Annotated in this window: 24 protein-coding genes; 16 read left to right on the top strand and 8 right to left on the bottom strand. The window is 74.0% G+C overall.

Going from position 1 to position 25373, the window contains the following annotated elements:
- Nucleotides 1-54: 54 nt before the first annotated feature.
- From AC069X_RS09760 to AC069X_RS09720, 9 genes are all read left to right on the top strand, one after another.
- Entirely contained in the window at nucleotides 55-600 is a 546-nt protein-coding gene (locus AC069X_RS09760; RefSeq protein WP_478726841.1) for a hypothetical protein, read from the top strand.
- Between the two features lie 117 nt (nucleotides 601-717).
- Nucleotides 718-1437, top strand: coding sequence for a PadR family transcriptional regulator (locus tag AC069X_RS09755; RefSeq protein ID WP_478726839.1), 720 nt, complete (start codon nucleotides 718-720; stop codon nucleotides 1435-1437).
- Nucleotides 1438-1462: 25 nt separating this feature from the next.
- Nucleotides 1463-2206 (top strand): ABC transporter ATP-binding protein, encoded by a 744-nt coding sequence (locus AC069X_RS09750; protein ID WP_478726837.1) that lies wholly within the window; start codon nucleotides 1463-1465, stop codon nucleotides 2204-2206.
- A 101-nt stretch (nucleotides 2207-2307) separates the two neighbouring features.
- Nucleotides 2308-5061 carry an ABC transporter permease gene (locus AC069X_RS09745; RefSeq protein ID WP_478727022.1) on the top strand — a complete coding sequence of 918 codons (2754 nt, stop codon included), beginning with the start codon at nucleotides 2308-2310 and terminating at the stop codon, nucleotides 5059-5061.
- A 92-nt stretch (nucleotides 5062-5153) separates the two neighbouring features.
- Nucleotides 5154-5693: a bacterial proteasome activator family protein gene (locus AC069X_RS09740; RefSeq protein ID WP_401254360.1), complete on the top strand. Its 540-nt coding sequence runs from the start codon at nucleotides 5154-5156 to the stop codon at nucleotides 5691-5693.
- Nucleotides 5694-6111: 418 nt separating this feature from the next.
- Complete coding sequence (locus AC069X_RS09735) at nucleotides 6112-6999, top strand: NTP transferase domain-containing protein (protein ID WP_478726835.1); 888 nt, start codon at nucleotides 6112-6114, stop codon at nucleotides 6997-6999.
- Nucleotides 6996-8291, top strand: a complete 1296-nt coding sequence (locus tag AC069X_RS09730) for a molybdopterin molybdotransferase MoeA (RefSeq protein WP_478726833.1) — start codon at nucleotides 6996-6998, stop codon at nucleotides 8289-8291. Before AC069X_RS09735 ends, AC069X_RS09730 begins: the two co-directional genes overlap by 4 nt.
- Nucleotides 8279-9379: a potassium channel family protein gene (locus AC069X_RS09725; RefSeq protein WP_478726831.1), complete on the top strand. Its 1101-nt coding sequence runs from the start codon at nucleotides 8279-8281 to the stop codon at nucleotides 9377-9379. Before AC069X_RS09730 ends, AC069X_RS09725 begins: the two co-directional genes overlap by 13 nt.
- A gap of 19 nt (nucleotides 9380-9398) precedes the next feature.
- Nucleotides 9399-10376, top strand: a complete 978-nt coding sequence (locus AC069X_RS09720) for an NAD(P)H-quinone oxidoreductase (protein ID WP_478726829.1) — start codon at nucleotides 9399-9401, stop codon at nucleotides 10374-10376.
- 67 nt (nucleotides 10377-10443) lie between these two features.
- On the opposite strand, the gene AC069X_RS09715 is transcribed toward AC069X_RS09720, so the two are convergent.
- Genes AC069X_RS09715 through pdhA form a run of 3 tightly spaced genes read right to left on the bottom strand, consistent with a single transcriptional unit; the run spans nucleotide 10444 to nucleotide 13948 of the window.
- On the bottom strand, nucleotides 10444-11817 hold the full coding sequence (locus AC069X_RS09715; protein WP_478726828.1) for a dihydrolipoamide acetyltransferase family protein: 1374 nt from the start codon (nucleotides 11815-11817) through the stop codon (nucleotides 10444-10446).
- Nucleotides 11817-12815, bottom strand: coding sequence for an alpha-ketoacid dehydrogenase subunit beta (locus AC069X_RS09710; RefSeq protein WP_478726826.1), 999 nt, complete (start codon nucleotides 12813-12815; stop codon nucleotides 11817-11819). Before AC069X_RS09710 ends, AC069X_RS09715 begins: the two co-directional genes overlap by 1 nt.
- A complete protein-coding gene (pdhA, locus tag AC069X_RS09705; protein WP_478726824.1) occupies nucleotides 12815-13948 on the bottom strand; it encodes a pyruvate dehydrogenase (acetyl-transferring) E1 component subunit alpha in 1134 nt (377 codons plus the stop codon). Before pdhA ends, AC069X_RS09710 begins: the two co-directional genes overlap by 1 nt.
- Nucleotides 13949-14151: 203 nt before the next feature.
- On the opposite strand from pdhA, the gene AC069X_RS09700 reads away from it, so the two are divergent.
- Nucleotides 14152-14715 (top strand): Lrp/AsnC family transcriptional regulator, encoded by a 564-nt coding sequence (locus AC069X_RS09700; RefSeq protein ID WP_478726822.1) that lies wholly within the window; start codon nucleotides 14152-14154, stop codon nucleotides 14713-14715.
- A 66-nt stretch (nucleotides 14716-14781) separates the two neighbouring features.
- On the opposite strand, the gene AC069X_RS09695 is transcribed toward AC069X_RS09700, so the two are convergent.
- Complete coding sequence (locus AC069X_RS09695) at nucleotides 14782-15372, bottom strand: TetR/AcrR family transcriptional regulator (protein ID WP_478726821.1); 591 nt, start codon at nucleotides 15370-15372, stop codon at nucleotides 14782-14784.
- Nucleotides 15369-16919: a 3-hydroxyacyl-CoA dehydrogenase gene (locus tag AC069X_RS09690; protein ID WP_478726819.1), complete on the bottom strand. Its 1551-nt coding sequence runs from the start codon at nucleotides 16917-16919 to the stop codon at nucleotides 15369-15371. Before AC069X_RS09690 ends, AC069X_RS09695 begins: the two co-directional genes overlap by 4 nt.
- 191 nt (nucleotides 16920-17110) lie before the next feature.
- On the opposite strand from AC069X_RS09690, the gene paaN reads away from it, so the two are divergent.
- Nucleotides 17111-18793, top strand: coding sequence for a phenylacetic acid degradation protein PaaN (gene paaN / locus AC069X_RS09685; RefSeq protein WP_478726817.1), 1683 nt, complete (start codon nucleotides 17111-17113; stop codon nucleotides 18791-18793).
- Here the strand turns inward: paaN and AC069X_RS09680 are convergent.
- Genes AC069X_RS09680 through AC069X_RS09670 form a run of 3 tightly spaced genes read right to left on the bottom strand, consistent with a single transcriptional unit; the run spans nucleotide 18790 to nucleotide 21593 of the window.
- Complete coding sequence (locus AC069X_RS09680; RefSeq protein WP_478726815.1) at nucleotides 18790-19542, bottom strand: TrmH family RNA methyltransferase; 753 nt, start codon at nucleotides 19540-19542, stop codon at nucleotides 18790-18792. The genes paaN and AC069X_RS09680 overlap by 4 nt on opposite strands.
- A 9-nt stretch (nucleotides 19543-19551) precedes the next feature.
- Complete coding sequence (locus AC069X_RS09675) at nucleotides 19552-20850, bottom strand: HTTM domain-containing protein (RefSeq protein ID WP_478726814.1); 1299 nt, start codon at nucleotides 20848-20850, stop codon at nucleotides 19552-19554.
- Nucleotides 20838-21593 (bottom strand): DUF5819 family protein, encoded by a 756-nt coding sequence (locus AC069X_RS09670; RefSeq protein WP_478726812.1) that lies wholly within the window; start codon nucleotides 21591-21593, stop codon nucleotides 20838-20840. The genes AC069X_RS09675 and AC069X_RS09670 overlap by 13 nt, the downstream gene beginning before the upstream one ends.
- Before the next feature lie 135 nt (nucleotides 21594-21728).
- On the opposite strand from AC069X_RS09670, the gene paaA reads away from it, so the two are divergent.
- From paaA to AC069X_RS09645, 5 genes are read left to right on the top strand one after another with little or no spacing between them, the layout of a single operon-like run.
- Nucleotides 21729-22745, top strand: coding sequence for a 1,2-phenylacetyl-CoA epoxidase subunit PaaA (gene paaA / locus AC069X_RS09665; protein ID WP_478726810.1), 1017 nt, complete (start codon nucleotides 21729-21731; stop codon nucleotides 22743-22745).
- A complete protein-coding gene (gene paaB, locus AC069X_RS09660; RefSeq protein ID WP_125813338.1) occupies nucleotides 22742-23026 on the top strand; it encodes a 1,2-phenylacetyl-CoA epoxidase subunit PaaB in 285 nt (94 codons plus the stop codon). Before paaA ends, paaB begins: the two co-directional genes overlap by 4 nt.
- Nucleotides 23023-23757: a 1,2-phenylacetyl-CoA epoxidase subunit PaaC gene (gene paaC, locus AC069X_RS09655; RefSeq protein ID WP_478726808.1), complete on the top strand. Its 735-nt coding sequence runs from the start codon at nucleotides 23023-23025 to the stop codon at nucleotides 23755-23757. Before paaB ends, paaC begins: the two co-directional genes overlap by 4 nt.
- Entirely contained in the window at nucleotides 23751-24257 is a 507-nt protein-coding gene (paaD, locus tag AC069X_RS09650) for a 1,2-phenylacetyl-CoA epoxidase subunit PaaD (protein WP_478726806.1), read from the top strand. The genes paaC and paaD overlap by 7 nt, the downstream gene beginning before the upstream one ends.
- Nucleotides 24258-25358: a 2Fe-2S iron-sulfur cluster-binding protein gene (locus AC069X_RS09645; protein ID WP_478726805.1), complete on the top strand. Its 1101-nt coding sequence runs from the start codon at nucleotides 24258-24260 to the stop codon at nucleotides 25356-25358.
- Nucleotides 25359-25373 lie beyond the last annotated feature (15 nt).

Raw genomic sequence — 25373 nt, 5'->3', positions numbered from 1 at the left:
GTGCGGCGCCTGGACACCGGGCGTCCGGGCCGCACGGAAGGTGAGGGGCACCCCGTGGAACCACGCCTCCGCCTGCCACGCCGGACCGCCGGAGCCGCCCTGGCCGCCGCCGCGCTGCTGGCCGCGGCGCCCGCGGTCGCCACCCCCGCCCAGGCCCCGGCCACAGCCGTCGCCGCCGCCCCCGCGCAGCCGCTCTCCGCCCGGGCGGGCCGGGAGCCCCTCCCGGCGGCAGCCGGGGGAGTGCCGCGCGCAGCGCACGAGGAGCTCGCCGGCAGCGCGTGGGGCGTCGGGCGGGCGCACCCGGGGCGGCCCGCCGACGCGCCCGTCGGCCCCGGCTTCACCGCCGCCTCCCGCCCGGTGCGGCCCGTCCACCCCGTACGCCCGCCTCCGGAACGGCCGGAGCCCGTCGCACCGCCGGTGCCGCCGAGCGGTGTCCCGAGCGCCGTCCCGAGCCCGCCGGCCCCGGTCACCGCACTCGGCACCGAGCCCAACGAACGCGCCGCCGACCTGGCCGCGCACCTCCTCCCGCTGGGCACCGGACTGGCCCTGATGGGGCTCGGGATCGGGTACATGGGCATGCGGCTGCGCCGGGGAGGCTAGGCCCTCCCGTCGGCCTAGCCAGGCCTTTTCCTTCGCCGAGACCTGCGCGGCACGCCGGCGCCCCGGGCCGGCCGGGCTCGTTTGCATCGCCGAGCATACTCGGTATACATACTGAGTATGTCGATCCGTCACGGCCTTCTCGCGCTGCTGGAACGGGGCCCTCGCTACGGCTCCCAGCTGCGCACCGAGTTCGAATCCCGCACCGGCTCCACCTGGCCGCTCAACGTCGGGCAGGTGTACACCACGCTGGCCCGCCTGGAGCGGGACGGGCTCGTCGCCCCCGGCGGCGAGGACCACGCCGGCCACACCCTCTACGCCATCACCGACCAGGGCCGCGCCGAACTGCACGACTGGTACGAGCGCCCCGTCGACCGCGCCAACCCGCCCCGCGACGAACTGGCCATCAAGCTCGCCATGGCCGTCGGCGCACCCGGCGTGGACATCCGCGCCGTCATCCAGTCCCAGCGGCACGCCACCCTCAAGGCGATGCAGGACTACACGCGGCTGAAGGCACAGGCCCTCGCCGCCATCGAGAGCGGGCAGTCCCGCGAACGCGACGACCTGGCCTGGCTGCTGGTCCTGGAACAGCTCATCTTCCAGACCGAGGCCGAGGCGCGCTGGCTCGACCACTCCGAGTCCCGGCTCGTCCGGCTGGCCGCCCTCGGCCCGGCCGGCGCCCCCGGGCCCGCCGCGCCCGCCACCGGCACCGGCACCGGCACCGGCACCGAGCCCGCCGGCACCACCACCACCGGCACGACCACCGGCACCGGCACCGCGGCGCCCACGGCCACCACCGGCGGCACCGGCCGCCGCACCGCCCGCACACGGCGCGGCTGAACGAACGTTCCAGGGGGGACCCCTCATGCACGAGCAGAACCACTCACACCCCGTACTCCGGCTGGACCGCCTCGTCCGCACCCACGGCAGCGGCGCCACCGAGGTGCACGCCCTGCGCGGGGTCGACCTCAGCGTCCACCCCGGCGAACTCGTCGCCGTCATGGGCCCGTCCGGCTCCGGCAAGTCCACGCTCCTCACCCTCGCCGGCGGACTCGACACCCCCACCAGCGGCCATGTCCTGGTCGAGGGCGTCGACATCACCACCGCGAGCCGCAGGCAGCTGGCCGCACTGCGCCGGCGCAGCATCGGCTACGTCTTCCAGGACTACAACCTGATCCCGGCCCTCACCGCCGCCGAGAACGTGGCACTGCCCCTCGAACTCGACGGCAGCTCCGCCCGCAAGGCCCGCCGCGCGGCCCTCGCCGCGCTGGAGGAGATACGCCTGCCCCAGCTCGCCGACCGCTTCCCCGACGAGATGTCCGGCGGCCAGCAACAGCGCGTGGCCATCGCCCGCGCCCTGGTGGGCGAACGCCGCCTCGTCCTGGCCGACGAACCCACCGGCGCCCTCGACTCCGAGACCGGCGAATCCGTCCTCGCACTGCTGCGCGCCCGCTGCGACGCGGGCGCGGCAGCCGTCCTCGTCACGCACGAACCCCGCTTCGCCGCCTGGGCGGACCGGGTCGTCTTCCTGCGCGACGGCAGCGTCGTCGACGAGACCCTGCGCAGCCAGGCCGACTCGCTGCTCTCCGGGCGGGCGGCCGGCCTGTGACCTCCCCGCTCACCGCCTGGTACCACTCCTGGATCGCCGCCCTGCGGATCGCCCGCCGCGACGCCTGGCGCGCCAAGGGCCGCAGCACCCTGGTCCTCGCGATGCTCGCCCTGCCCATCATCGGCATGAGCGCCATCGACCTCACCATCCGCAGCGCCGAACTCTCCCCCGGCCAGCGGATGACCCGGGAGCTCGGCGCCGCCGACGCCCGGATCAGCCCGTCCGGCCTGGACTCCGCCATCCACCAGCACCCCGACGGCGTGCAGTACGCGCCGGTCGGCGGCTACGACAAGTACCGGCCCGGCCGGGAGGAGGACCGGCAGCCGCTGAAGTCCGCGCTCCCGCCCGGGATCCGGGCCGTGGAGGACACCAGGGGCCACGCCAAGGTGCACACCACCCACGGGCTGCTGAACACCGACCTGCGCGAGCTGGACGTGCGCGACCCCCTGACCCGGGGCCTGCTCACCCTCGACCGGGGCCGCATGCCCGAGCGGCCGGGCGAGATCGTCGCCACCACCGCCTTCCTCAAGGCCTCCGGGCTGCACGTGGGCTCCTCCGCGACCCCGCGCGGCGCACCGGGCCCGTACCGGATCGTGGGCGCGTACGAGATGCCCGACAAACTCGCCCGCCCGGAATTGCTCGCCCTGCCCGGCACCCTGCTCGCTCCCCTCGACAAGGCCCTGAAGGCCTCCGGCACGCCCGGGCTCAACCCCCGCGTCACCTACCTCGTCTCGGTGGGCGGCGATGGTTTCACGTGGAACATGGTCAAGGAGGCCAACAAGCGGGGCGCGCTCGTCCTCTCCCGCGCCGTGATCCTGCACCCGCCGGCCGACTCCGAGGTCCCGCTGTTCCAGCAGCAGCCGAAGGAGCAGTTCGCGTTCCGCAGCGGCGGCACGGTGACCGAACGGGCCGTACTGGTCACCGTCATCGGCCTCGCCATGCTGGAGATCTGCCTGCTCGCCGGACCCGCCTTCGCGGTCGGCGCCCGCCGCTCGCGCCGGCAGCTGGGCCTGATCGGCGCCAACGGCGGAGACCGCCGGCACATCCGGGCCGTCGTGCTCTCCGGCGGTGTGGTCATCGGCGCCGTGGCGGCCGTCCTCGGCACGGCCATCGGCGTGGCCCTCACCGTCGGACTGCGGCCCCTGCTGGAGCAGAGGCTCGGCGCCCGCTTCGGCGGCTTCGAGGTCCGCCCGCTGGAGCTGCTGGCCATCGCCCTGATCGCCGTCGTGACCGGCCTGCTCGCCGCCGTCGCCCCCGCCGTCACCGCCTCCCGGCAGACCGTGCTGGCCTCCCTCACCGGCCGGCGCGGGGTGCGCCGCGCCAACCGGATCCTGCCCGTCATCGGGATCCTGGCCGTCGCCGCCGGCGCGGCGATCGTCCTGTACGGCAGCCGGTACCGCGTCAACACCACCCTCGTGATGGGCGGCAGCGCCCTCGCCGAGCTGGGCGTCGTCGCCCTCACCCCGCTGCTGGTCGGCCTGTTCGGGCGGCTCGGGCGGTGGCTGCCGCTGTCGCCGCGGCTCGCGCTGCGCGACGCCGTCCGCAACCGGGGGCGTACGGCCCCGGCCGTGGCCGCCGTACTCGCGGCCGTCGCCGGGACGGTGGCGGTCTCCACGTACCAGCACAGCCGGGACGTCCAGTACCGGCACGAGTACGAGGCCGTACTCCCCGACAACTCCGGTTATCTGACGAGCGGTGACAACACCGGCCACAAGGACGTGCCGGCCCTGCGCGACACCCTGTCCAAGACCCTGCCGGTGGCGGTACGGGCCGATGTGGACCGGCTGGTCGTGGGCAACCCCAACTGCTCCGGGCGCTCGTCGGCCCCCGGCTGCGGGCGCGCCGAGATCATCGTCCCGAAGGAACAGCGCTGCCCGCTCTCCGAAGCCGAGCACGGCCCGGCCTCCTTCACCCCGGACCAGGCCCGCGCGCTGCGGCAGGACCCGCGCTGCGCGGTGAAGCGGTGGGGCACCCCCTTCGACGTCCTCGTCGCCGACGAGAAGCTGCTCCAGGTGCTGGCGGTCTCCGACCCGGGCGCCGCGGCCGCGCTGAGGGAGGGACGGCCCGTCTCCTTCGACCGCAACCAGGTCAAGGACGGGAAGATCACCCTGCGGATCATCACCGACCCGGCCGCCGCCGACGAGGCCTCCGGCCGGCGCGCCGATCCGCCCGGCCAGGACAAGGTCCTCGCCGTGTACCAGGCGCCCGAAACCGCCAAGGGCTGGGGCCTCGACCTGATCCTGCCGCCCGCCGCGGCCCGCGCCGCCGGCCTCGCCACGGCCCCGGCCGGGGCCTGGTTCAGCCTCGACCGGAAGGCGAGCACGGAGGAGCGGCAGCGGCTGGACGGGGAAATCGACCGGATGGGCGCCGACGCCCAGCTCAAGATCGAGGAGGGCTACCAGGAGCAGCACACCCTGGGCCTGCTCGCCCTCAGCGTCTTCGCGGGGCTCGTCACCATCGGCGCCGCCGGCATCGCGACGGGCCTGTCCCAGGCCGACTCCGAAGCCGACCTGAAGACCCTGGCGGCGGTCGGCGCGGCCCCGCGCGTACGGCGCACGCTCAGCGGCTTCCAGTGCGGGGTCGTGGCCCTGATGGGCGTCGTCCTCGGCTCGGCGGCGGGCGTCCTGCCGGCGGTCGGACTGCGGCTCACCCAGGAGCGGGAGCAGCGGCGGCTGATCCGGAGCAGCCTCGAAATGGGCTACGCCTCGGCGCGCGACACCGAGCTGTACGTACCGATCGCGGTGCCGTGGGACACGCTGGCCGGGCTGCTGGTCCTCGTCCCGCTGGGCGCGGCGCTGCTGGCCGCGCTGGTCACCAGGTCCAGCGGCGCGCTGGCCCGGCGGGCGGCGGGCTGAGGCCGGTTGAGGTCCGTGCCCCCGTACAGGGTGGATCACGTCCGTACGGGGGCACACCGTGTGAGTACGCAGGTGTGCGAGAGAATGACGGCATGGAGATGCCGAGGAGTGAACGGTCGCAGGACAGCCCCCCGCACGTGCTGATCGTGGGCCAGGACGGGACGGCGGTCGGCGGCACCGATGACGAGTCGCGCGAGGTCCCGGTGACGGAGATGGTCGAACAGCCCGCCAAGGTCATGCGCATCGGCAGCATGATCAAGCAACTTCTGGAAGAAGTACGCGCCGCTCCTCTGGACGAGGCCAGCCGGGTCCGTCTGAAGGACATCCACGCGGCGTCCGTGAAGGAACTCGAAGACGGCCTCGCACCGGAGCTGGTCGAGGAACTGGAGCGGCTCTCCCTGCCGTTCACCGAGGAGGCGGTCCCCTCCGAGGCGGAACTGCGGATCGCACAGGCCCAGTTGGTGGGGTGGCTGGAGGGCCTCTTCCACGGCATCCAGACGGCCCTGTTCGCACAGCAGATGGCGGCGCGGGCCCAGCTGGAGCAGATGCGCCGGGCCCTTCCGCCGGGCGGCTCCCACGACGACGACGAAGACGGCCCGCACGGCGCGGTCCGCTCGGGCCCCTACCTCTGATTCCGCTCGGGCTGGGTGGGGCGTGTGCGGGTGGGTGGCCGCTGCGCGGGGCGAGGTCCCCTGCCCGCCCTTCCACCGTTCCCAGGGGCTCCGCCCCTGACCCCGGTACGGGCGCTGCGCGCCCGTCGCCTCACACGCCGGCGGGGCTGGAGAATCCAGCCCCGCCGGCGTTCTGCTGTCCCAGCCCCGCCGGCGTTTGAGGCGCTGGGGTCCGGGGGCGGAGCCCCCGGGAAGGGGTCCGGGGCAACGCCCCGGGGAACGGGCGAAGGGTGGGGCGGGGAGCAGCCCGCGCAGCGGCGCCCCGACCGGCGGCACGCGCCCGTGCGGCGGCGGCCCGTGCAGCGGCGGCCGGGCGGCGTGTAAGGCGGGGGTAAGTGGGCGTCCGCGCAGCGGAGATGGCCCGCGCATACTCAGGGGCATGAGCTACGACGCCATCGTCCTCGCCGGCGGCGCCGCCCGGCGCCTCGGCGGGGCCGACAAGCCCACCCTCCACGTCGGCGGCCGCACCCTCCTCGACCGCGTCCTGGCGGCCTGCCCCGACGCCGCCGAGACCGTCGTCGTCGGCGCCCGGAGGGCGACCGCCCGCCCCGTCCGCTGGACCCGCGAGGACCCGGCCGGCGGCGGCCCGGTGGCCGCGCTGGACGCCGGGGTCCGTGCCACGACCGCCCCGCTGGTCCTCGTACTCTCCGCCGACCTGCCCTTCCTCGACCGGGACACCGTCCACGCCCTGCTCGCCGCAGCCTCGGCCCCGGCCGGCGCCGGCGGCGACGGCGCCCTGCTGCGGGACGCGGACGGCCGCGACCAGCCCCTCGTCGCCGCCTACCGCGCGGAGCCCCTGCGCCGTGAGATCGCCCTGCTCGCCACCGAACACGGCACCCTCCACGGCCTCCCGCTGCGCGCCCTCACCACCGAACTCGACCTGACCAGGGTCGACGCCGCTGCGCCACTCGCCTCCTTCGACTGCGACACCTGGGAAGACCTGGCAGCGGCCCGCGCCCGGATCAGGGAGCATGGGAACGTGCTGGAGCATTGGATCACCGCTGCCAAGAACGAACTCGGGATCGAGGACGTCGACGTCGACGTCCCGACCCTCCTCGACGTCGCCCGTGACGCCGCCCACGGCGTGGCCCGGCCCGCTGCCCCGCTGACGACGTTCCTCGTCGGCTACGCGGCCGCCCGCGCCGAGGCCGGCGGCGCCGACCCCGCCCAGGCCGTCGCCGAGGCCTCCCGCAAGGCGGCCGAGCTGGCACTGCGCTGGGCCGCCGAGGCCCAGCCCCCACACCCCGAGGAGACCGGCTCCGGATGACCCGCACCGACGCCGACGGCGCCCTGGACGAGGCCCTCGCCCTGGTCAGCCGCAACCCCGACTCCGGTGGCGCCGGCGGCGGCCACCGCGCCTCCCCCTGGCTGCGCGCCCGTGAGACCGCCGCGCGGGCCGGGACGGCGGTGCCGGCCCGCACCCACCGGGTGCCCTTCACGGACGCGCTCGGCGAGGTCCTGACCGCGCCCCTGGAGGCCCTGAGCGACCTGCCCTCCTTCGACACCTCGGCCATGGACGGCTGGGCCGTCGCGGGCCCCGGCCCCTGGCACGTCCGGCCCGGTGACGGGATCCTCGCCGGGGACGAGCCGCCCGCGCCGCTCGGCGACGGCGAGGCCGTACGGATCGCCACCGGCGCCCGCGTCCCCGCCGACACCACCGCCGTGATCCGCAGCGAGCACGCCCGCGAGTCCGGCACCCAGCTGTACGCCTCCCGGCCCGTGAACACGGGCCAGGACATCCGCCCGCGCGGCCAGGAGTGCCGCTCGGGCGACCTGCTGCTGCCCGTGGGCTCCCTCGTCACCCCGGCCGTGCTCGGCCTCGCCGCGGCCGCCGGGTACGACGAGCTGGTCACCCGCCCCCGGCCCCGGGTGGAGATCCTGGTCCTCGGCGACGAACTGCTCACCGAGGGGCGCCCGCACGACGGCCTGATCCGTGACGCCCTCAGCCCCATGCTCGGACCCTGGATCACCCGGATCGGCGCCGAGGTCATCGGCACGCGCCGGCTCGGCGACGACCCGGCCGGGGCCGAGGCCCTGCTGAAGGCCGTCACCTCCTCCACCGCCGATGTCGTCGTCACCACCGGCGGCACCGCCTCCGGTCCCGTCGACCACGTCCACCCCGTGCTGGAGCGTGCCGGGGCCGAGCTGCTCGTGGACGGGGTCGCCGTGCGCCCCGGGCACCCGATGCTGCTGGCCCGCATCGGCGAGCGGGAGGAGGCCCGCCACGTGGTCGGCCTGCCCGGCAACCCGCTCGCCGCCGTGTCCGGGCTGCTGACCCTCGCCGAGCCGCTGCTGCGCGCCCTCGCCGGCCGCCGCCAGCGGCCCCGCTATACGGTTCCGGTGGAGGGCGACGTGCCCGGCCACCCGTACGACACCCGGCTGGTGCCGGTACTGCTGACCGACGAGCACGCCGTACCGCTGCGCTACAACGGCCCGGCGATGCTGCGCGGGGTGGCGGGCGCCGACGCGCTGGCCGTCGTACCGCCGCACGGCGCGCGGTCGGGGCAGGACCTGGAGATCCTCGACCTGCCCTGGGCCTCGGGAGGATGTTTCACGTGAAACTCCACGGCCAGGACGCCATGGCGCGGGGTGCGGACGAGAAGCTCGTCTCACGCCGCGTCAAACTCCCCAAGCGCGTGGTCGAACAGCCGCTGCGGCAGGTAACGCGGCGGCTGCTGATGGCCCTCTTCGTGCTCTGCCTGACGGTGTTCATCGTCTGGCTCGACCGCGAGGGCTACCACGACAACGCCAACGAGCAGGTCGACTTCCTCGACTGCGTCTACTACGCGACCGTGACCCTGTCGACGACGGGCTACGGCGACATCGTCCCCTACAGCGACAGCGCGCGGCTGGTCAACGTCCTGCTGATCACCCCGCTGCGCGTGCTGTTCCTGATCATCCTGGTCGGGACCACCCTGGAGGTCCTGACCGAACGGACCCGCGAAGAGTGGCGGCTCAGCCGCTGGAGGAAAACCTTGCGCGATCACACGGTCGTCGTCGGCTTCGGCACCAAGGGCCGCTCCGCCCTCCAGACGCTGCTGGCGACCGGCCTCCCGAGGGAGCAAGTCGTCATCGTGGACCCCAGCGCCAAGGTGATCGACATCGCCAACGCGGAGGGCTTCACGGGCGTCGTCGGCGATGCCACCCGCTCGGAAGTCCTGTTGCGGGCCGAGCTGCAGAAGGCCCGTCAGATCATCATCGCCACCCAGCGGGACGACACCGCCGTCCTGGTGACCCTGACGGCCCGGCAGCTCAACCGGGGCGCGAAGATCGTGACGGCGGTGCGGGAGGAGGAGAACGCACCGCTGCTGAAGCAGTCCGGCGCGGACGCGGTCATCACGAGCGCGAGCGCGGCAGGACGTCTGCTGGGCCTGTCGGTGCTCAGCCCGAGCGCGGGCACCGTGATGGAGGACCTGATCCAGCAGGGCAGCGGCCTGGACCTGATCGAACGGCCCGTCACCAAGGCGGAAGCGGGCCGCAGCGTCCGCGAGACCGACGACCTCGTCATCAGCGTCCTGCGCGGACACCGGCTGCTGCCGTACGACGACCCGCACGCGAGCCCCCTCCAGCTGACGGACCGCCTGATCACCATCGTGCGGGCCGTCCCTCCGGCGGGTCCTCAGGTCACCCTGGGCCCCGCGGAGTAGGGCCGGTAGATTCCGGGCCATGCATGCGATCACGATCGAGCAGCCCGGCGGCCCCGAGGCCCTGGTCTGGGCCGAAGTACCCGATCCGGTGGCGGGCGAGGGGGAGGTGCTCGTCGAGGTCGCGGCGAGCGCCGTGAACCGCGCCGACGTCCTCCAGCGGCAGGGCTTCTACCCCCCGCCGCCCGGCGCCTCCGCGTACCCCGGCCTGGAGTGCTCCGGCCGGATCGTCGCACTCGGTCCGGGTGTGTCCGTCTGGGCGGTGGGCGACGAGGTGTGCGCGCTCCTGTCGGGCGGCGGGTATGCGCAGAAGGTCGCCGTCCCGGCGGGGCAGCTGCTGCCGGTGCCCAAGGGCGTGGACCTGGTGACGGCGGCGGCGCTGCCGGAGGTCGTCGCGACGGTCTGGTCCAACGTCTTCATGGTGGCGGGGCTGCGCCCGGGCGAGACCCTGCTGGTCCACGGCGGTTCCAGCGGGATCGGCACCATGGCGGTCCAGCTGGGCAAGGCCGTCGGAGCGCGGGTGGCGGTCACGGCGGGCGGCAAGGAGAAGCTGGCGCGCTGCGCGGAGCTGGGCGCGGACATCCTGGTCGACTACCGCGAGCAGGACTTCGTGGAGGAGCTGCGGGCCGCGACGGGCGGGGCCGGGGCGGACGTGATCCTGGACATCATGGGCGCGAAGTACCTGGCGCGGAACCTGGACGCGCTGGCGATGAACGGCCGGCTGGCGGTGATCGGCCTCCAGGGCGGGGTGAAGGCGGAGCTGGACCTGCGCACGCTGCTGGCCAAGCGTGCGGCGATCACGGCGACCTCGCTGCGGACACGTCCGCTGGAGGAGAAGGCGGCCATCATCGCGGCCGTACGGGAGCACGTGTGGCCGCTGGTGGCCTCCGGCCGGGTGCGGCCGGTGGTGCACGCGACGTACCCGATCGCGGAGGCGGCGCAGGCACACCGCGTGCTGGAGGCGAGCACGCACGTGGGCAAGCTCCTGCTGACGCTCTGACGCTCTGACGCCCGTGTGGTCCGGACGCCGGCGGGGCTGGATGTACCGGCCCCGCCGGCCGGCCCGGCTACAGGCTGCGCAGCAGGACCGCCGGGTTCTCCACGCAGTCGGCCACGTACCGCAGGAAGCCGCCCGCCGTGCCGCCGTCGCAGACGCGGTGGTCGAAGGTCAGGGACAGCTGCACGACCTGGCGGACGGCCAGCTCGCCCTGGTGGACCCACGGCTTCGGGATGATCCGGCCCACGCCGAGCATGGCCGCCTCGGGGTGGTTGATGATCGGCGTGGAGCCGTCCACCCCGAACACCCCGTAGTTGTTCAGGGTGAACGTCCCGCCGGTCAGGTCCGACGGGGACAGCTTCCCCGCCCGGGCCAGCTCGGTCAGCCGGGCGAACTCCGCCGACAGGGACTCGGGGCTGCGCGTGTGCGCGTCCCGGACCACGGGGACCATCAGCCCGCGCTCGGTCTGCGCGGCGAAGCCCAGGTGCACGGCCGGGAGCCGGACGATCTCGTTGGCGGCGAGGTCCACCGTGGAGTTGAGCTCCGGGTAGCGGGCGAGACCGGCCGTGCAGATCCGGGCCAGCAGCGCCAGCACGGAGATCCTGGGCCCGTCGACGGCGTTCATCGCGGCCCGCGCCGCCATCAACTCGGTGGCGTCGGCGTCGACCCAGCACGTGGCCTCGGGGATCTCCCGCCGGCTGCGCGAGAGCTTCTCCGCGACGGCGCCCCGCAGCCCCTTGAGCGGGATCCGCTCGCCCGCCACCGCCACCGCCACCGCCGGAGCCGGAGCCACGGGAACGGCCACGGGCTCGGGGGCCCGCAGTGCGGCCTCGACGTCGGCGCGCAGGATCAGGCCCTCCGGCCCGGACCCGCGCAGCGACCGCAGGTCGACGCCGTTGTCCCGGGCCAGCTTGCGCACCAACGGCGAGATGACCGGCACCGGCCCGGCCGGAGCCACCGGAGCCGCCACGGCCTTGGCCACCGGAGCCACCGGAGCCACCGGGGCCGCCGGAGCCACCGGGGCCGCCGGAGCAGCGGCCGCCACGGGCGCCGACACCGCGGCGGTGACGGGTCGCACCCGCCGCCGACGCGCCGGGCGCGAGTGGTCCGAGCCGTAACCGATCAGCGGCCGGGGCGCGTTGCCGGAGCCCTCCGCCGCCGCCTCCACGACCTCCACGGCCTCGGCGGGCGCCGACTGCGCACCCACCGCCACGGTGATCAGCGGGGCGCCGACCGGCAGTTCCTCGCCCTCCTCGCCGAAGCGGGCGGTGACCACACCGCCGTACGGGCAGGGCACCTCGACCATGGCCTTGGCCGTCTCGACCTCGACGACCGGCTGGTCGATCTCGACGACGTCGCCGACGGCCACCAGCCAGCGCACGATCTCGGCCTCGGTCAGGCCCTCGCCGAGGTCGGGCAGCTTGAACTCCATCACCTGCGGCATCAGTTCTCCCACTGGAGGCGGGCCACGGCGTCCAGGATCCGTTCCACGCCCGGCAGGTGGTGCTTCTCCAGCATCGGCGGCGGGTACGGGATGTCGAAGCCGGTCACCCGCAGCACGGGCGCCTCCAGGTGGTGGAAGCAGCGCTCCGCCACCCGGGCGGCGATCTCCGCGCCGGGCCCGCCGAAGCCGCCGGCCTCGTGGACCACCACCGCGCGCCCGGTGCGGCGTACGGAGGCGACGACCGTCTCCTCGTCGAAGGGGACGAGGGAGCGCAGGTCCACGACCTCCAAGTCCCAGCCCTCCTCGCGGGCCGCCTCGGCGGCCTCCAGGCAGACCGGCAGCGAGGGCCCGTAGGTGATCAGGGTGGCGCTCGTACCGGCCCGGCGGACCAGGGCCTTTCCGATGCCCGGGACGGCCGCCGGGGCCCCCGGCGACCACTGCGCCTTGGACCAGTAGAGCCGCTTCGGCTCCAGGAAGACCACCGGGTCGTCGCTGGCGATCGAGGCGCGCAGCAGTCCGTACGCGTCCTCGACGGTCGCCGGGGTCACGACGGTGAGCCCGGGGGTGGCCGTGTAGTAGGCCTCGGAGGAGTCGCAGTGGTGTTCGACGCCGCCGATCCCGCCGCCGTACGGCACGCGGATGGTGATCGGGAGCGGCATCGCCCCGCGGGTGCGGTTGCGCATCTTGGCCACGTGCGAGATGAGCTGCTCGAAGGCCGGGTAGGCGAACGCGTCGAACTGCATCTCCACGACCGGCCGCAGCCCGTACATGGCCATGCCGACCGCGGTGCCGAGGATCCCGGCCTCCGCGAGCGGGGTGTCCGTGACGCGGTCCTCGCCGAACTCCTTCACGAGCCCGTCGGTGATCCGGAAGACGCCGCCGAGCGCGCCGACGTCCTCTCCCATCACGTGGACGGTGGGGTCCTCGGCCATCGCGTCGCGCATGGCGCGGGTGAGGGCCTGCGCCATGGTGGCGGGCTTGGCGGCGACGGTGGTCATCACTCGCCCTCTGCTTCCAGCTCGGCGCGCAGCATGGCGGCCTGCTCACGCAGCCGGCCGGTCTGCTCCGCGTAGACGTGCGCGAAAAGGTCCATCGGGTCCAGCACGGGTTCGGCGTTCATCCGCTCGCGCAGGTCCGCCGCCATCGCCTCGGCCGCGTCGCGCGCCTCCTGGATGCCCGCGGCGTCCAGGATCCCGCTCGCGGTCAGCTCGCGCTCCAGCAGGTCCACCGGGTCGTGCGCCTTCCAGGCCTCGACTTCGGCGTCGGTGCGGTAGCGGGTCGCGTCGTCTGCGTTCGTGTGGGCCTCCATCCGGTAGGTGACGGCCTCGATCAGGGTCGGTCCGCCGCCGGAGCGGGCCCGCTTCACGGCCGCGGTGAGCACCTCGTGCATGGCGGCGACGTCGTTGCCGTCGACCAGCCGGCCGGGCATCCCGTACCCGACGGCCTTGTGGGCCAGGGTGGGGGCGGCGGTCTGCTTGGAAAGCGGTACGGAGATCGCGAAGCCGTTGTTCTGGACGAGGAAGACCACGGGGGCCTGCCAGACGGCCGCGAAGTTCAGCGCCTCGTGGAAGTCGCCCTCGCTGGTGCCGCCGTCGCCGACCATGGCGAGCGCGACGACCTCGTCACCGCGCAGCCGCGCGGCGTGGGCCAGGCCCACCGCGTGCGGCAGCTGGGTGGCGAGGGGCGTGCAGAGGGGGGCTATGCGGTGCTCGCGGGGGTCGTACCCGGTGTGCCAGTCGCCGCGCAGCAGCGTCAGGGCCTGTACGGGGTCCAGCCCGCGCGCCACGGCCGCGAGGGTGTCGCGGTAGCTCGGGAAGAGCCAGTCCTGCTCCTCCAGGACGAGCGCGGCCGCGATCTCGGCGGCCTCCTGCCCCACGGTGGAGGGGTACACGGCAAGACGGCCCTGCCGGGTCAGCGCGGTGGCCTGCGCGTTGTAGCGGCGGCCCCGGACCAGCTCGGCGTAGTAGCGGCGCATCAGCGCCGGGTCGAGCTCCTTCGCCGCCGGAGTTCCCAGTACCCGGTAGGGCTCGGGGTCCGGAAGCAGCGGGGCGGCCTCCGTGCGGGGCCTCCAGGCGGGCGGCGGGGTGACCCGGTGGGACGCACCGGCACCGGGCAGCTCTTGGACCGTCATGGCGGCGTACACCTCCTCGTGGGAAGTCGTCTGGGCGCCCCCGGGGGATCCCCCGGCGGTGGCCGCGGGACTGTGAGGCGCCTCACCAACCGATTGTTCGGTCGTTGGCGCAATTTGGCTACAGGCGGGTCCAGGCTGTGGACAAAGTGGCGCCGGGGCCATGGGATGGGTGCAGGACGTCCAGGAGAGGGAGGCAGTGGGCAATGCCGGATGAACAAATGGCCGGAGCGGGTTCCGTACCGGTCCCACCGGGGGGCGCACCCTCGGGCCCACCGGCCCCACAGGCCCCGCCCCGCCCGCTGGACCCCATCGACCGTTCGATCATGCGGTTGCTCCAGGCGGACGGCCGCGCGTCGATACGGTCGGTGGCGGAGCAGGTGCACGTGTCGCGGGCCAACGCCTACGCGCGGATCAACCGGCTGATCGACGACGGGGTGATCCGCGGGTTCACAGCCCGGGTCAACCACGAGCGGGCGGGCCAGGGCGCGTCCGCGTACATCACCCTGAAGATCGTCCAGAACTCCTGGCGGACGGTGCGCGAGAAGCTCCGCGAGCTGCCGGGCGCGGCGCACATCGCGCTGGTCAGCGGGGATTTCGACGTACTGCTGCTGGTCCACACGCCGGACAACCGGACCCTGCGGGAGCTGGTCCTGACCCGTCTCCAGGCCATCCCGGAGGTGCTGTCCACGCGCACGCTGCTGGTGTTCGAGGAAACGGATCTGCTGGACCCGGGCGCGTCCGGCGGCCCCGCCCTCACGGAGGACTGAGCGGAGCCGGGCCGCCGGGCCGCGGGCGCCGGGCCGGAGCGGGCCGCCGGCGCAGGCCCGTACGGGCTACGCGGCCTTGGTGCGCAGGCCGTCCAGGGCCATGCTGACCACCGCGTCCGCGAGCTGGTCGGGGGTGGTGCCCGGGTGCGGGCGGTACCACTCGACCAGCGAGTTCACCATGCCGAACAGCAGCCGGGTGGCGAGCCGGATGTCCACGTCGGCCCGCAGGTCACCGTCCTCGGCGGCCGCCTTGAGGAGGTCGGCGACCTGGTGGTCGAACTCCCTGCGGCGCTCCAGCGCCCAGCGCTCGGTGCGGGTGTTGCCGCGCACCCGCAGCAGCAGGGTGACGTACGGCAGTTCCGCGACCAGGACCTCGACCGTGCGGCGCGTGACGTACTCGACGCGCGCGACCGCCCGGCCCCGTACCGCGCCGGGCTCCTCCAGGATCGCGAAGAGGCCGTCCAGGGCCCGGCTCACGGCGCGGTGGAGCAGTTCCTCCTTGCCCGCGACGTGGTGGTAGATCGAGGACTTGGAGATGCCGGCCGCCTTGGACAGGTGCTCCATCGAGGTGCCGTCGTAGCCGCGCTCGTTGAAGACCTGGACGGCGACGGACAGCAGGGTCTCGGGGGTGTAGGTGTCCCGCCTGGCCGTGGTCATCCGGTCCCCTCCGCGCCCTCGTCCGCCCCCGCGTCCGTCCCCTCGTCCTCGTCCTCGCCGGCCGCGTAGCCCAGCTTGAACAGGGCCAGCGAGGGCGCGTAGCGGCCGCCCGGACAGCGCTCGTCCAGGTGGTGCAGCAGGTCGTACGCCCAGTCCTGGCCGAGCCGCGCATGCCATTCGGCGGGGCCCAGCGGGTAGTTGACGCCGAGCCGCATCGCGGTGTCGACGTCCTCGGCGGTGGCCACTCCGCGCGCCACGGCGTCGGCGGTGAGGTCGATCAGCATCGCGACGGTCCGGGCGACGATCATGCCGGGGACGTCGCCGATGACGGAGACCTCCTTGCCGAGCTTCTGGAAGAGCCCGACCGCCTCGGCGAGGGTGCGCTCGGTGGTGTCCTCACTGGCGGAAAGGGCGATCCGGGTGGCGTCGCGGTAGTCGAGCGCGAGGTCGAAGTAGACGACGTCGGCGAACTCGACCGAGGTCTTGCCGTCCGCGAGCACCAGCTGGCCCTCGCCGGGCAGCTGGATGTACGGGCCCCCGTGCTCGGTGGCGGTGACCGCGATCCCGGCCTCCTCCATCAGGTCGGCCAGCGCTGCGGCCGGGCCGAGGTCGCCGACGACGGTGACCTTGTCCGGGGCCTCCTCGGGAGCCGCCGTGTGCGGGGCCGGAGCCTGCGCGTCCTCGCCGTACGGGAACCAGCCGTGCCCGGACTTGCGACCGAGGCGGCCCGACTGGACGAGCCTGCGCTGGGCGAGCGAGGGGGTGAACTTCGGGCTCCGGAAGAAGGAGTCCCAGACGGACCGGGTGACGGCCTCGTTGACGTCCTGGCCGATGAGGTCGGTCAGCTGGAAGGGGCCCATCTTGAAGCCGCCGCTCTCGCGCAGGACGGCGTCGATGGTGGCGGGGTCGGCACCCTGCTCCTCGTACACCGCGAAGGCCTCGGCGTAGAAGGGGCGGGCGATCCGGTTCACGATGAAGCCGGGCGTGTCGGCGCAGCGGACCGGCGTCTTCCCCCAGCCCAGGACGGTGCGGTACGCGCTCTCGGCGGCGGCCGGGTCGGTCGCGTACCCGCTGATCACCTCGACGAGGGGGAGCAGCGGGGCCGGGTTGAAGAAGTGCAGGCCGAGGAAGCGGCCGGGGTGCGCGAGGCCGGCTGCGAGCTCGGTGACGGAGAGGGAGGAGGTGTTGGTGGCCAGCAGCGCGTCCGGCGCGACCACTCCTTCGAGCGCCGCGAACAGCTCGCGCTTGACGGCCACGTCCTCGACGATCGCCTCGATCACCAGGGCGGCGGGGGCGAGCCCGGCGAGGTCGTCGGCGGAATCGAGCCGGCGGACGGCGTCGTCGGCCTCGGCCCGGTCCAGCCGCCCCTTGGCGACCAGCCGCTCGACCCGGCCGGCCACGGTCTGGACGGCCTCGCGGGCCCGCTCGGGCGCGGAGTCGTAGAGGCGTACGCGATGACCTGCGAGGAGAGCGACCTGGGCGATGCCCTGGCCCATGGTTCCGGCGCCGATGACCGCCACAGTGCGAGCCCGCTCGATTGCTGTCATGTCCTGATCCTCCCGCACGCGGTTGTCCACAGGTCTGCCGGGCCCTCTTGTACCGACCGATCGTTCGGTTACTCTAACTCCAGTCTGCTCTTCTTCACCCGCCCCAGCCCGATCCCAGCCTGATCCCCGGCCTGCGACCCAGTCTGCGGACCAGCCTGATCCTGCCCGGCTCAACGAGGAGTTGGTCCCTGATGGCCGCCGAGCTCACCGTCCCCCAGCTTTCCGAGAAGCACCGGACCACCCTGGACCAGGCGCTGGATGCCATCCGCAGCCGCGCCTACTGGTCCCCGCACCCCGAGCACCCCAAGGCCTACGGGGAGACCGCCCCGGCCGACGGGCTCGCCGCCTTCGAGGCCGTCCGCGGGACGCGCTTCGACCTCGGGCAGCCCGGCACCGACGGCTGGGCGGGCGGCGAGGTCTCCCCCTTCGGCCCGGAGCTGGGCGTGGAGTACCCGCACGTCGACCCGGACGTGCTGCTCCCCGCGATGAAGGCCGGGATCGCCGCCTGGCGCGACGCCGGCCCGGAGACCCGCGCCCTGGTCTGCATCGAGATCCTGGCCCGCATCTCCGCCCGCACCCACGAGTTCGCGCACGCGGTCATGCACACCAGCGGCCAGGCCTTCATGATGGCCTTCCAGGCGGGCGGCCCCCACGCGCAGGACCGCGGCCTGGAGGCGGTGGCCTACGCGTACGAGGAGCAAACCCGCGTTCCCGGGCAGGCCGCCTGGTCGAAGCCGCAGGGCAAGAAGGACCCGCTGGAGCTCGGCAAGACCTTCACCGCCGTGCCGCGCGGCATCGCGCTGATGATCGGCTGCAACACCTTCCCCACCTGGAACGGCTACCCCGGCCTGTTCGCCTCCCTCGCCACCGGCAACGCCGTCCTGGTCAAGCCGCACCCGCGCGCCGTCCTGCCGCTGGCGCTGACCGTGAAGGCCGCCCGCGAGGTGCTGGCCGAGGCGGGCTTCGACCCGAACCTGGTGGCCCTGGCGGTCGAGCGGCCGGGCGAGGGCATCGCCAAGACGCTGGCCGTCCGCCCCGAGATCAAGCTCGTCGACTACACCGGGTCCACCGAGTTCGGCGACTGGCTGGAGGCCAACGCCCGCCAGGCACAGGTATACACGGAGAAGGCCGGCGTCAACACCGTCGTCGTCGACTCCACCGACGACTACAAGGGGATGCTGTCCAACCTGGCGTTCTCGCTGTCCCTGTACAGCGGCCAGATGTGCACCACCCCGCAGAACCTGCTGATCCCGCGCGACGGCATCGACACGGACGCCGGCCACAAGTCGTACGACGAGGTCGTCGCCGACCTCGCGGCCTCGGTCGGCGGCCTGCTGGGCGACGACGCCCGCGCCAACGCGCTGCTGGGCGCGCTGGTCAACCCGGACGTCAAGGCCCGCCTGGAGGCGGCGGCCGGCCTCGGCGAGGTCGCGCTGGCCTCCCGCGAGGTGGCGAACCCCGAATTCCCGGACGCGGTCGTGCGCACCCCGGTGATCGTGAAGCTGGACGCCGGCAAGCCGGACCCGGAGGCGGCCTACCTCTCCGAGTGCTTCGGCCCGGTCTCCTTCGCGGTGGCGGTGGACTCCACGGCCGACGCCCTCGAACTGCTGCGCCGCACGGTGCGGGAGAAGGGCGCCATGACCGTGGGCGCGTACACCACGTCGGCGGACACCGAGCGGGCGATCGAGGAGGTCTGCCTGGAGGAGTCGGCGCAGCTGTCGCTGAACCTGACGGGCGGGGTCTTCGTGAACCAGACCGCGGCCTTCTCCGACTTCCACGGCTCCGGCGGCAACCCGGCGGCGAACGCCGCGCTGTGCGACGGGGCGTTCGTCGCGAACCGCTTCCGCGTGGTGGAGGTCCGCCGCCAGGCCTAGGCCGTCTCCCGCGGGTCCTTCGGCCCGCCCCAGTGGAAGAGGGTCATGGCCACGCTGGTGGCCAGGTTGTAGCTGGACACCTGGGGGCGCATCGGCAGCGCCACCAGGTGGTCGGCCCGGGCGCGCAGCTCGGGCGAGATGCCGTGCCGCTCGGAACCGAAGGCGAGCAGGGCGTCGTCGGGCAGGACGAGGCCGCGGATGTCGTCGCCCTCGGGGTCGAGCGCGTAGACCGGACCGGGCGGGAGCTCCTCCAGCTCCACCCGGTCCACGGTGGTCGCGTAGTGCAGCCCGGCGCCGGCGCGGACCACGTTGGGGTGCCAGGGGTCGAGGTCGCCGCGGGTGAGCACGCCGGTGGCCCCGAAGCCGGCGGCGAGGCGGACCACGGCGCCGACGTTGCCGAGGTTGCGCGGGTTGTCGAGCAGCACGACGGGGGCGGGCCGGGGCGTCCGCGTCAGCGCGGCCCGGCCGGCCTCGCGGTCGGGGCGTACGGCGAGCGCGGCGACGCCGGTGGGGTGCACGCGGGGCAGCAGCTCCTTGAGCGGAGCCCGCCGTACGAGACGGGCGACCCGCTCCTCCACGTCGGGCGCCAGCCCGGCGGCGAGCTCCCGTACCCGCTCGGGCTCGTCGGCGACGGCGGCCAGCACCTCCGCCCCGAACCGCAGGGCGTGCTTCAGCGCGTGGAACCCGTCGAGCAGCACGACGTCGCTTCGCTCGGCGATCTCGGCCCATCCGGCCAGCTGCTCACTCATGCCCCGACCCTAAGCCCCGCCGGACGGCGTCCCGCCCAGCCCGGCCACCCCAGCCCCACCGGCAACTCCAGCCCCGCCGGCGTTTGAGGCGCGGGGGGCTGGGGGCGGAGCCCCCAAGGGGTCCGGGGCGCAGCCCCGGGGAACGGGCGAAGCGGGGGTCCCCCCGGACGGAGTCTGGGGGAGGGCAGGGGACCAGCGGCGCCGCAGGCCACCCGCGGCGGCGGCCACCCGCGCCCCGGCCCACACCAGCAGCCCCGTCGGCAGGAACACCGCGTCCGCGGCGATCATCGCCAGCGAGAAGAACGGCAGTCCCAGCAGCACCGCGATCCCCGCGTGCTCCAGCATCATCAACGCCAGCAGCACGTTCTTGACCCGCCGGTTGAACAGCGCGAACGGGAACGCCACCTGCACCAGCACGGTCCCGTACGTCAGCACCATCACCACCGCCCCGCTGGAGGCCACCAGCTCCGACAGCCACGGCCACGGGGTGAAGTAGTCCAGTCTCAGCGGGTAGTACAGCGCGGTCCCGTCCTGCCACCGCGAGCCCTGGATCTTGTACCAGCCGGCGGTGGCGTAGATCAGGCACACCTCGGCCGTGATCACCAGCATCCCGGCGTTGTGCAGCAGGTTCGCGAGCACGTCCAGCGTCGCCCGCCGCTCGCCCTGCGGCTCGTACCGGTCGGCCAGCCACCACAGCGCGGTCCCGGTCCACAGCGTCGAGAACGCCACCAGCCAGAGCGCGCCGAGGTGCCCGCTCACCGCCCCGTAGGCGAAGGCCGCGCCCAGCACCGCCCACAGCACCGGCCCCGCCGCCCCCGCCGTGGCCGAGCCCCGCAGCCGCGCCCGGCGCGCGTCCAGCGACCACACCTGCGCGCAGCGCGTCAGTACCAGGTAGACCGCCATCAGGTGGATGACGTTGTCACCGCCGTCGCCCATGAAGACGCTGCGGTTCTGGAGCGACAGCACCCCGACCATGAACAGCACCGACGCCGCCCGGGTGCGCCAGCCCAGCAGCAGCAGCGCGCTCGCGAGCAGGGAGACCGCGTACACGGTCTCGAACCACAGCGCCGAGTCCGACCACATCAGCACCGTGAAGGCGCGGTTGGAGGCCGTCAGCCGCTCCGCCAGCTGCCAGCTCCAGGGGCCGTCGGGCCCGTACAGCTCGTGCCGGTGGGGGAACTCCCGCAGCAGGAAGAACAGCCAGGTCCCGGCGAAGCCGATGCGGACGACGGCGCTCTGGTAGGGGCCCAGCGCCTGCCCGGTGGCCTTGGCAGCCGCCCGCGCGAGGGCGCTCCTCACACGTTCCACCACGGCAGCTCCCGGTAGTACGTCTGGGTGTCGGTCTTCTCCCCGCTCCAGGGCGGCGCGGCCACGGACCGCGTCGCCGAGCGCAGCTGGACCCGTACGATCCGCTCTCCGCCGGGCTTGACCGCGGTCAGCCGGGCCACGGCGATCCGCTTCAGGTACTGCTCGGCCAGTTCGCCGCGCTCGCCGGCGGGCTTGTTCTCCTCGTCGTGGGAGCCGGTGAAGAAGTCCCAGGCCCTGCGCAGCTCGTTCTGCTCGGTGTGGCTCGGCAGCAGGCTGTGGCGGATCGCCGCGCCGTCCTCGGCGGACAGGTCGCGCCAGTCCCGGGTGACCAGCTCGCCGCCCGCGGTGCGGACCTGGGCCCGGACCTCGACGGCGATGTTCTGCTGGAGCGGGTTGGGCGCGAAGAGCTTCCAGTTCTGTTCGAACTCGGGGTAGATCCAGCCGTCGACGGTCCGCGCGTGCTGCTTGCTGACGGTGTTGGCCGGGGCGACGTGCAGGAAGACCAGCCCGAGGTGCAGGCAGGCGGCGACGCCCAGGGCCCCGAGGGCGAGGGCCGCGATGACCCGGTAGGGGGCGGACAGGCCCGCGATCCCGGGCGCGCGGGGCGGGACGGGCGACGGTGCAGGCGGTGCAGGCGGTTCCTGCGGTTCCTGCGGTTCTCGCGGTTCCTGCGGACCCGGCGGGGAGGGGACGGCGGCCGGCGGAAGGTCTCCTTCCGCAGGCTCGCGCTCGTTCGAATCCATCCCGCCCCGATCATCCGGCTTCCACAGGGTTGCCCACAGAGGTTGACACCCTACGGGCCGCCGTCTCACCATTGAAGAGGATGAACCGAACGATCGGTCGGTCGGGCGGACGGAACACTCTGACAGGGGACCGGGATGGTCGCAGTGACCCCGGAAACGGGCACGTCAGGCACGGTGGACGGCGCGGTGGACGGGCAGTCCGCGGACCTCGGCGCACAGCTCCGGGCGGACTTCGACGCCGCCGTGGCGGCGGACGAGCGCGTGGAGCCTCGGGACTGGATGCCCGAGGAGTACCGCGCGTCCCTGGTCCGGCAGATGGCGCAGCACGCGCACTCCGAGATCATCGGCATGCAGCCCGAGGCCAACTGGATCACCCGCGCGCCCTCCCTGCGCCGCAAGGCGATCCTCATGGCCAAGGTGCAGGACGAGGCGGGCCACGGCCTCTACCTCTACAGCGCCGCCGAAACCCTCGGCACCAGCCGCGACGAGCTGCTCGACAAGCTCCACTCCGGCAAGCAGAAGTACTCCTCGATCTTCAACTACCCCACCCTGACCTGGGCCGACGTCGGCGCCATCGGCTGGCTCGTGGACGGCGCGGCGATCACCAACCAGGTCCCGATCTGCCGCTGCTCCTACGGCCCCTACGCCCGCGCCATGGTCCGGATCTGCAAGGAGGAGTCCTTCCACCAGCGCCAGGGGTACGAGCTGCTCCTCGCCCTCTCGCAGGGCACCGAGGGCCAGCACGCAATGGCGCAGGACGCGGTGGACCGCTGGTGGTGGCCCTCCCTGATGATGTTCGGCCCGCCGGACGACGAGTCGGTGCACAGCGCGCAGGCGATGGCCTGGAAGATCAAGCGGCACTCCAACGACGAGCTGCGCCAGCGCTTCGTGGACATCGCCGTCCCGCAGGCCGAGTCCCTGGGCCTGACGCTCCCCGACCCGGACATCAAGTGGAACGAGGAGCGCGGGCACTACGACTTCGGCGCCATCGACTGGGCCGAGTTCTGGGACGTCCTCAAGGGCAACGGCCCCTGCAACGAACAGCGGATCAGCCAGCGGCGCCGGGCGCACGAGGAAGGCGCCTGGGTCCGCGAGGCCGCCTCCGCGTACGCCGCGAAGCACACCAGCACCGGACGAGAGGTACAGGCATGACGCAGAACTGGCCCCTGTGGGAGGTGTTCGTGCGCTCGCGCCGCGGCCTCTCGCACACGCACGCCGGAAGCCTGCACGCCCCCGACGCGGAGATGGCCCTGCGCAACGCGCGCGACCTCTACACGCGGCGCAACGAGGGCGTCTCGATCTGGGTCGTGCCGTCCACCGAGATCACCGCTTCCTCGCCGGACGAGCGGGACCCGTTCTTCGCCCCGTCCGCCGACAAGCCGTACCGGCACCCCACCTTCTACGAGATCCCCGAGGGGGTGCGCCACCTGTGAGCGCCGGCACCGACACCCGTACCGCGGCCGCCCTGGCCCTCGGCGACGACGCGCTGATCCTCTCCCACCGCCTCGGCGAGTGGGCGGGCCACGCCCCCGTCCTGGAGGAGGAGGTCGCCCTGGCGAACATCGCCCTCGACCTGCTCGGCCAGGCCCGTCTGCTGCTGTCCATGGCCGGCGACGAGGACGAGCTGGCCTTCCTGCGCGAGGAACGCTCCTTCCGCAACCTCCAGCTGGTCGAACAGCCCAACGGGGACTTCGCCCACACCATCGCCCGCCAGCTCTACTTCTCCTTCTACCAGCACGAGCTGTACACGGAGCTCGCCGCCGGGGAGGGCCCGTTCGCCCCGCTCGCGGCCAAGGCCGTGAAGGAGACCGCCTACCACCGGGACCACGCCGAGCAGTGGACGCTGCGCCTCGGCGACGGCACCGAGGAGAGCCGCACCCGGATGCGCGCCGGGCTGGACGCCCTGTGGAAGTTCACCGGGGAGATGTTCCTGCCGGTCGAGGGCCTCGGCCTGGACGGGGCCGCCATGGAGGCCCTTGAGGGACGCTGGCTGGCCGCGCTGGGCGACGTACTGGACCGGGTGGGACTGACGCTGCCCGAGGGGGCCCGTACGGGCGCCTGGGCGGCCGGAGCGGGCCGCCAGGGGCTGCACACCGAGCCGTTCGGCCGGCTGCTCGCCGAGATGCAGCACCTGCACCGCAGCCACCCCGGAGCGTCGTGGTGAGCGCCGGGGCCGGAACCACCCGCCTGGAGGCGGAGCTGGCCGAGCTGGCGGGTTCCGTCCCCGACCCCGAACTGCCCGTGCTGACCCTGGCCGAGCTGGGCGTCCTGCGCGGAGTACGGATGCACGAGGACGGCCACGCCGAGGTCGTCCTCACCCCGACGTACACCGGCTGCCCTGCCATCGAGGCCATGTCCGCCGACATCGAGCGGGTCCTGACCGGCCACGGCATACCGCAGGTGCGGGTGACCACGGTCCTGTCCCCCGCCTGGTCCACCGACGACATCAGCGCCGAGGGCCGCCGCAAACTGGCCGAGTTCGGCATCGCGCCGCCCCGCCCGCACTCCGCCGGCGGGCCGGTCCCGCTCACCCTGTCGGTCCGCTGCCCCAACTGCGGCTCGACGGACACCGAACTCCTCAGCCGCTTCTCCTCCACCGCGTGCAAGGCGCTGCGCCGCTGCGTGGCCTGCCGCGAACCGTTCGACCACTTCAAGGAGCTGTAGATGGCCGCACCCCGCCACGGCGCGTTCCACCCGCTGACGGTGGCGGCAGTCGACCGGCTCACCGACGACTCGGTGGCACTGACCCTGCGCGTCCCCGAGGAACTGCGCGAGGACTACCGCCACGCCCCCGGCCAGCACCTGACCCTGCGCCGGCGCGCCGGCGAGGGCACCGAGGTCCGCCGCACCTACTCGATCTGCTCCCCCGCCCCGGCCCCCGACGGCCCCGGCCCCGCCGGACTGCGGGTGGGCGTACGCCTGGTGGAGGGCGGCGAGTTCTCCACGTTCGCGCACAAGGAGATCGCCGCCGGTGACGTGCTGGACGTGATGGTCCCGGCCGGGCGGTTCGTCCTGGAGCCGGCCGCCGCCCCGCACGCCGCGCACTACGCGGCCGTCGTCGGCGGCAGCGGGATCACCCCGGTGCTGTCGATCGCCGCCTCGCTGCTGGCGGACCGGCCCGACGCCCGGTTCTGCCTGGTGCGCAGCGACCGCACGGCCGCCTCGACGATGTTTCTGGAGGAGGTGGCCGACCTCAAGGACCGCTACCCCGACCGTTTCCAGCTCGTCACCGTGCTCTCCCGCGAGGAGCAGGAGGCCGGCCTGCCGTCCGGGCGGCTCGACGAGGCCCGGCTGGTGTCCCTGCTGCCCGCGCTGCTGCCGGTCGAGGAGGTGACGGGCTGGTTCCTCTGCGGTCCCTACGGGCTGGTGAGCGGCGCGGAGCGGGCCCTGGGCGCGCTGGGCGTCGCACGGACCCGGGTGCACGAGGAGATCTTCCACGTCGAGGACACCGCCCCTCAGGGCCCCGTCCGCACCATCCCGGCACCGGCCCACGGCCGGGTGACGGCCCGGCTCGACGGCCGCTCGGGCACCTGGTCCGTGCGGGACGGCGAATCCCTGCTGGACACCGTGCTGCGCAACCGCGCGGACGCCCCGTACGCCTGCAAGGGCGGGGTCTGCGGCACCTGCCGGGCCTTCGTGGTGTCCGGGGAGGTCCGGATGGACCGCAACTTCGCGCTGGAGGCGGAGGAGACCGAGGCCGGTTTCGTCCTGGCCTGCCAGTCCCACGCCATGACCGAGGAAGTGGAGATCGACTTCGACCGGTAGCCCGCCGGGCGCCGG

Source organism: Streptomyces sp. NPDC043896 (assembly GCF_056435605.1).
This window is presented reverse-complemented; position numbering and strand designations above follow the sequence as displayed.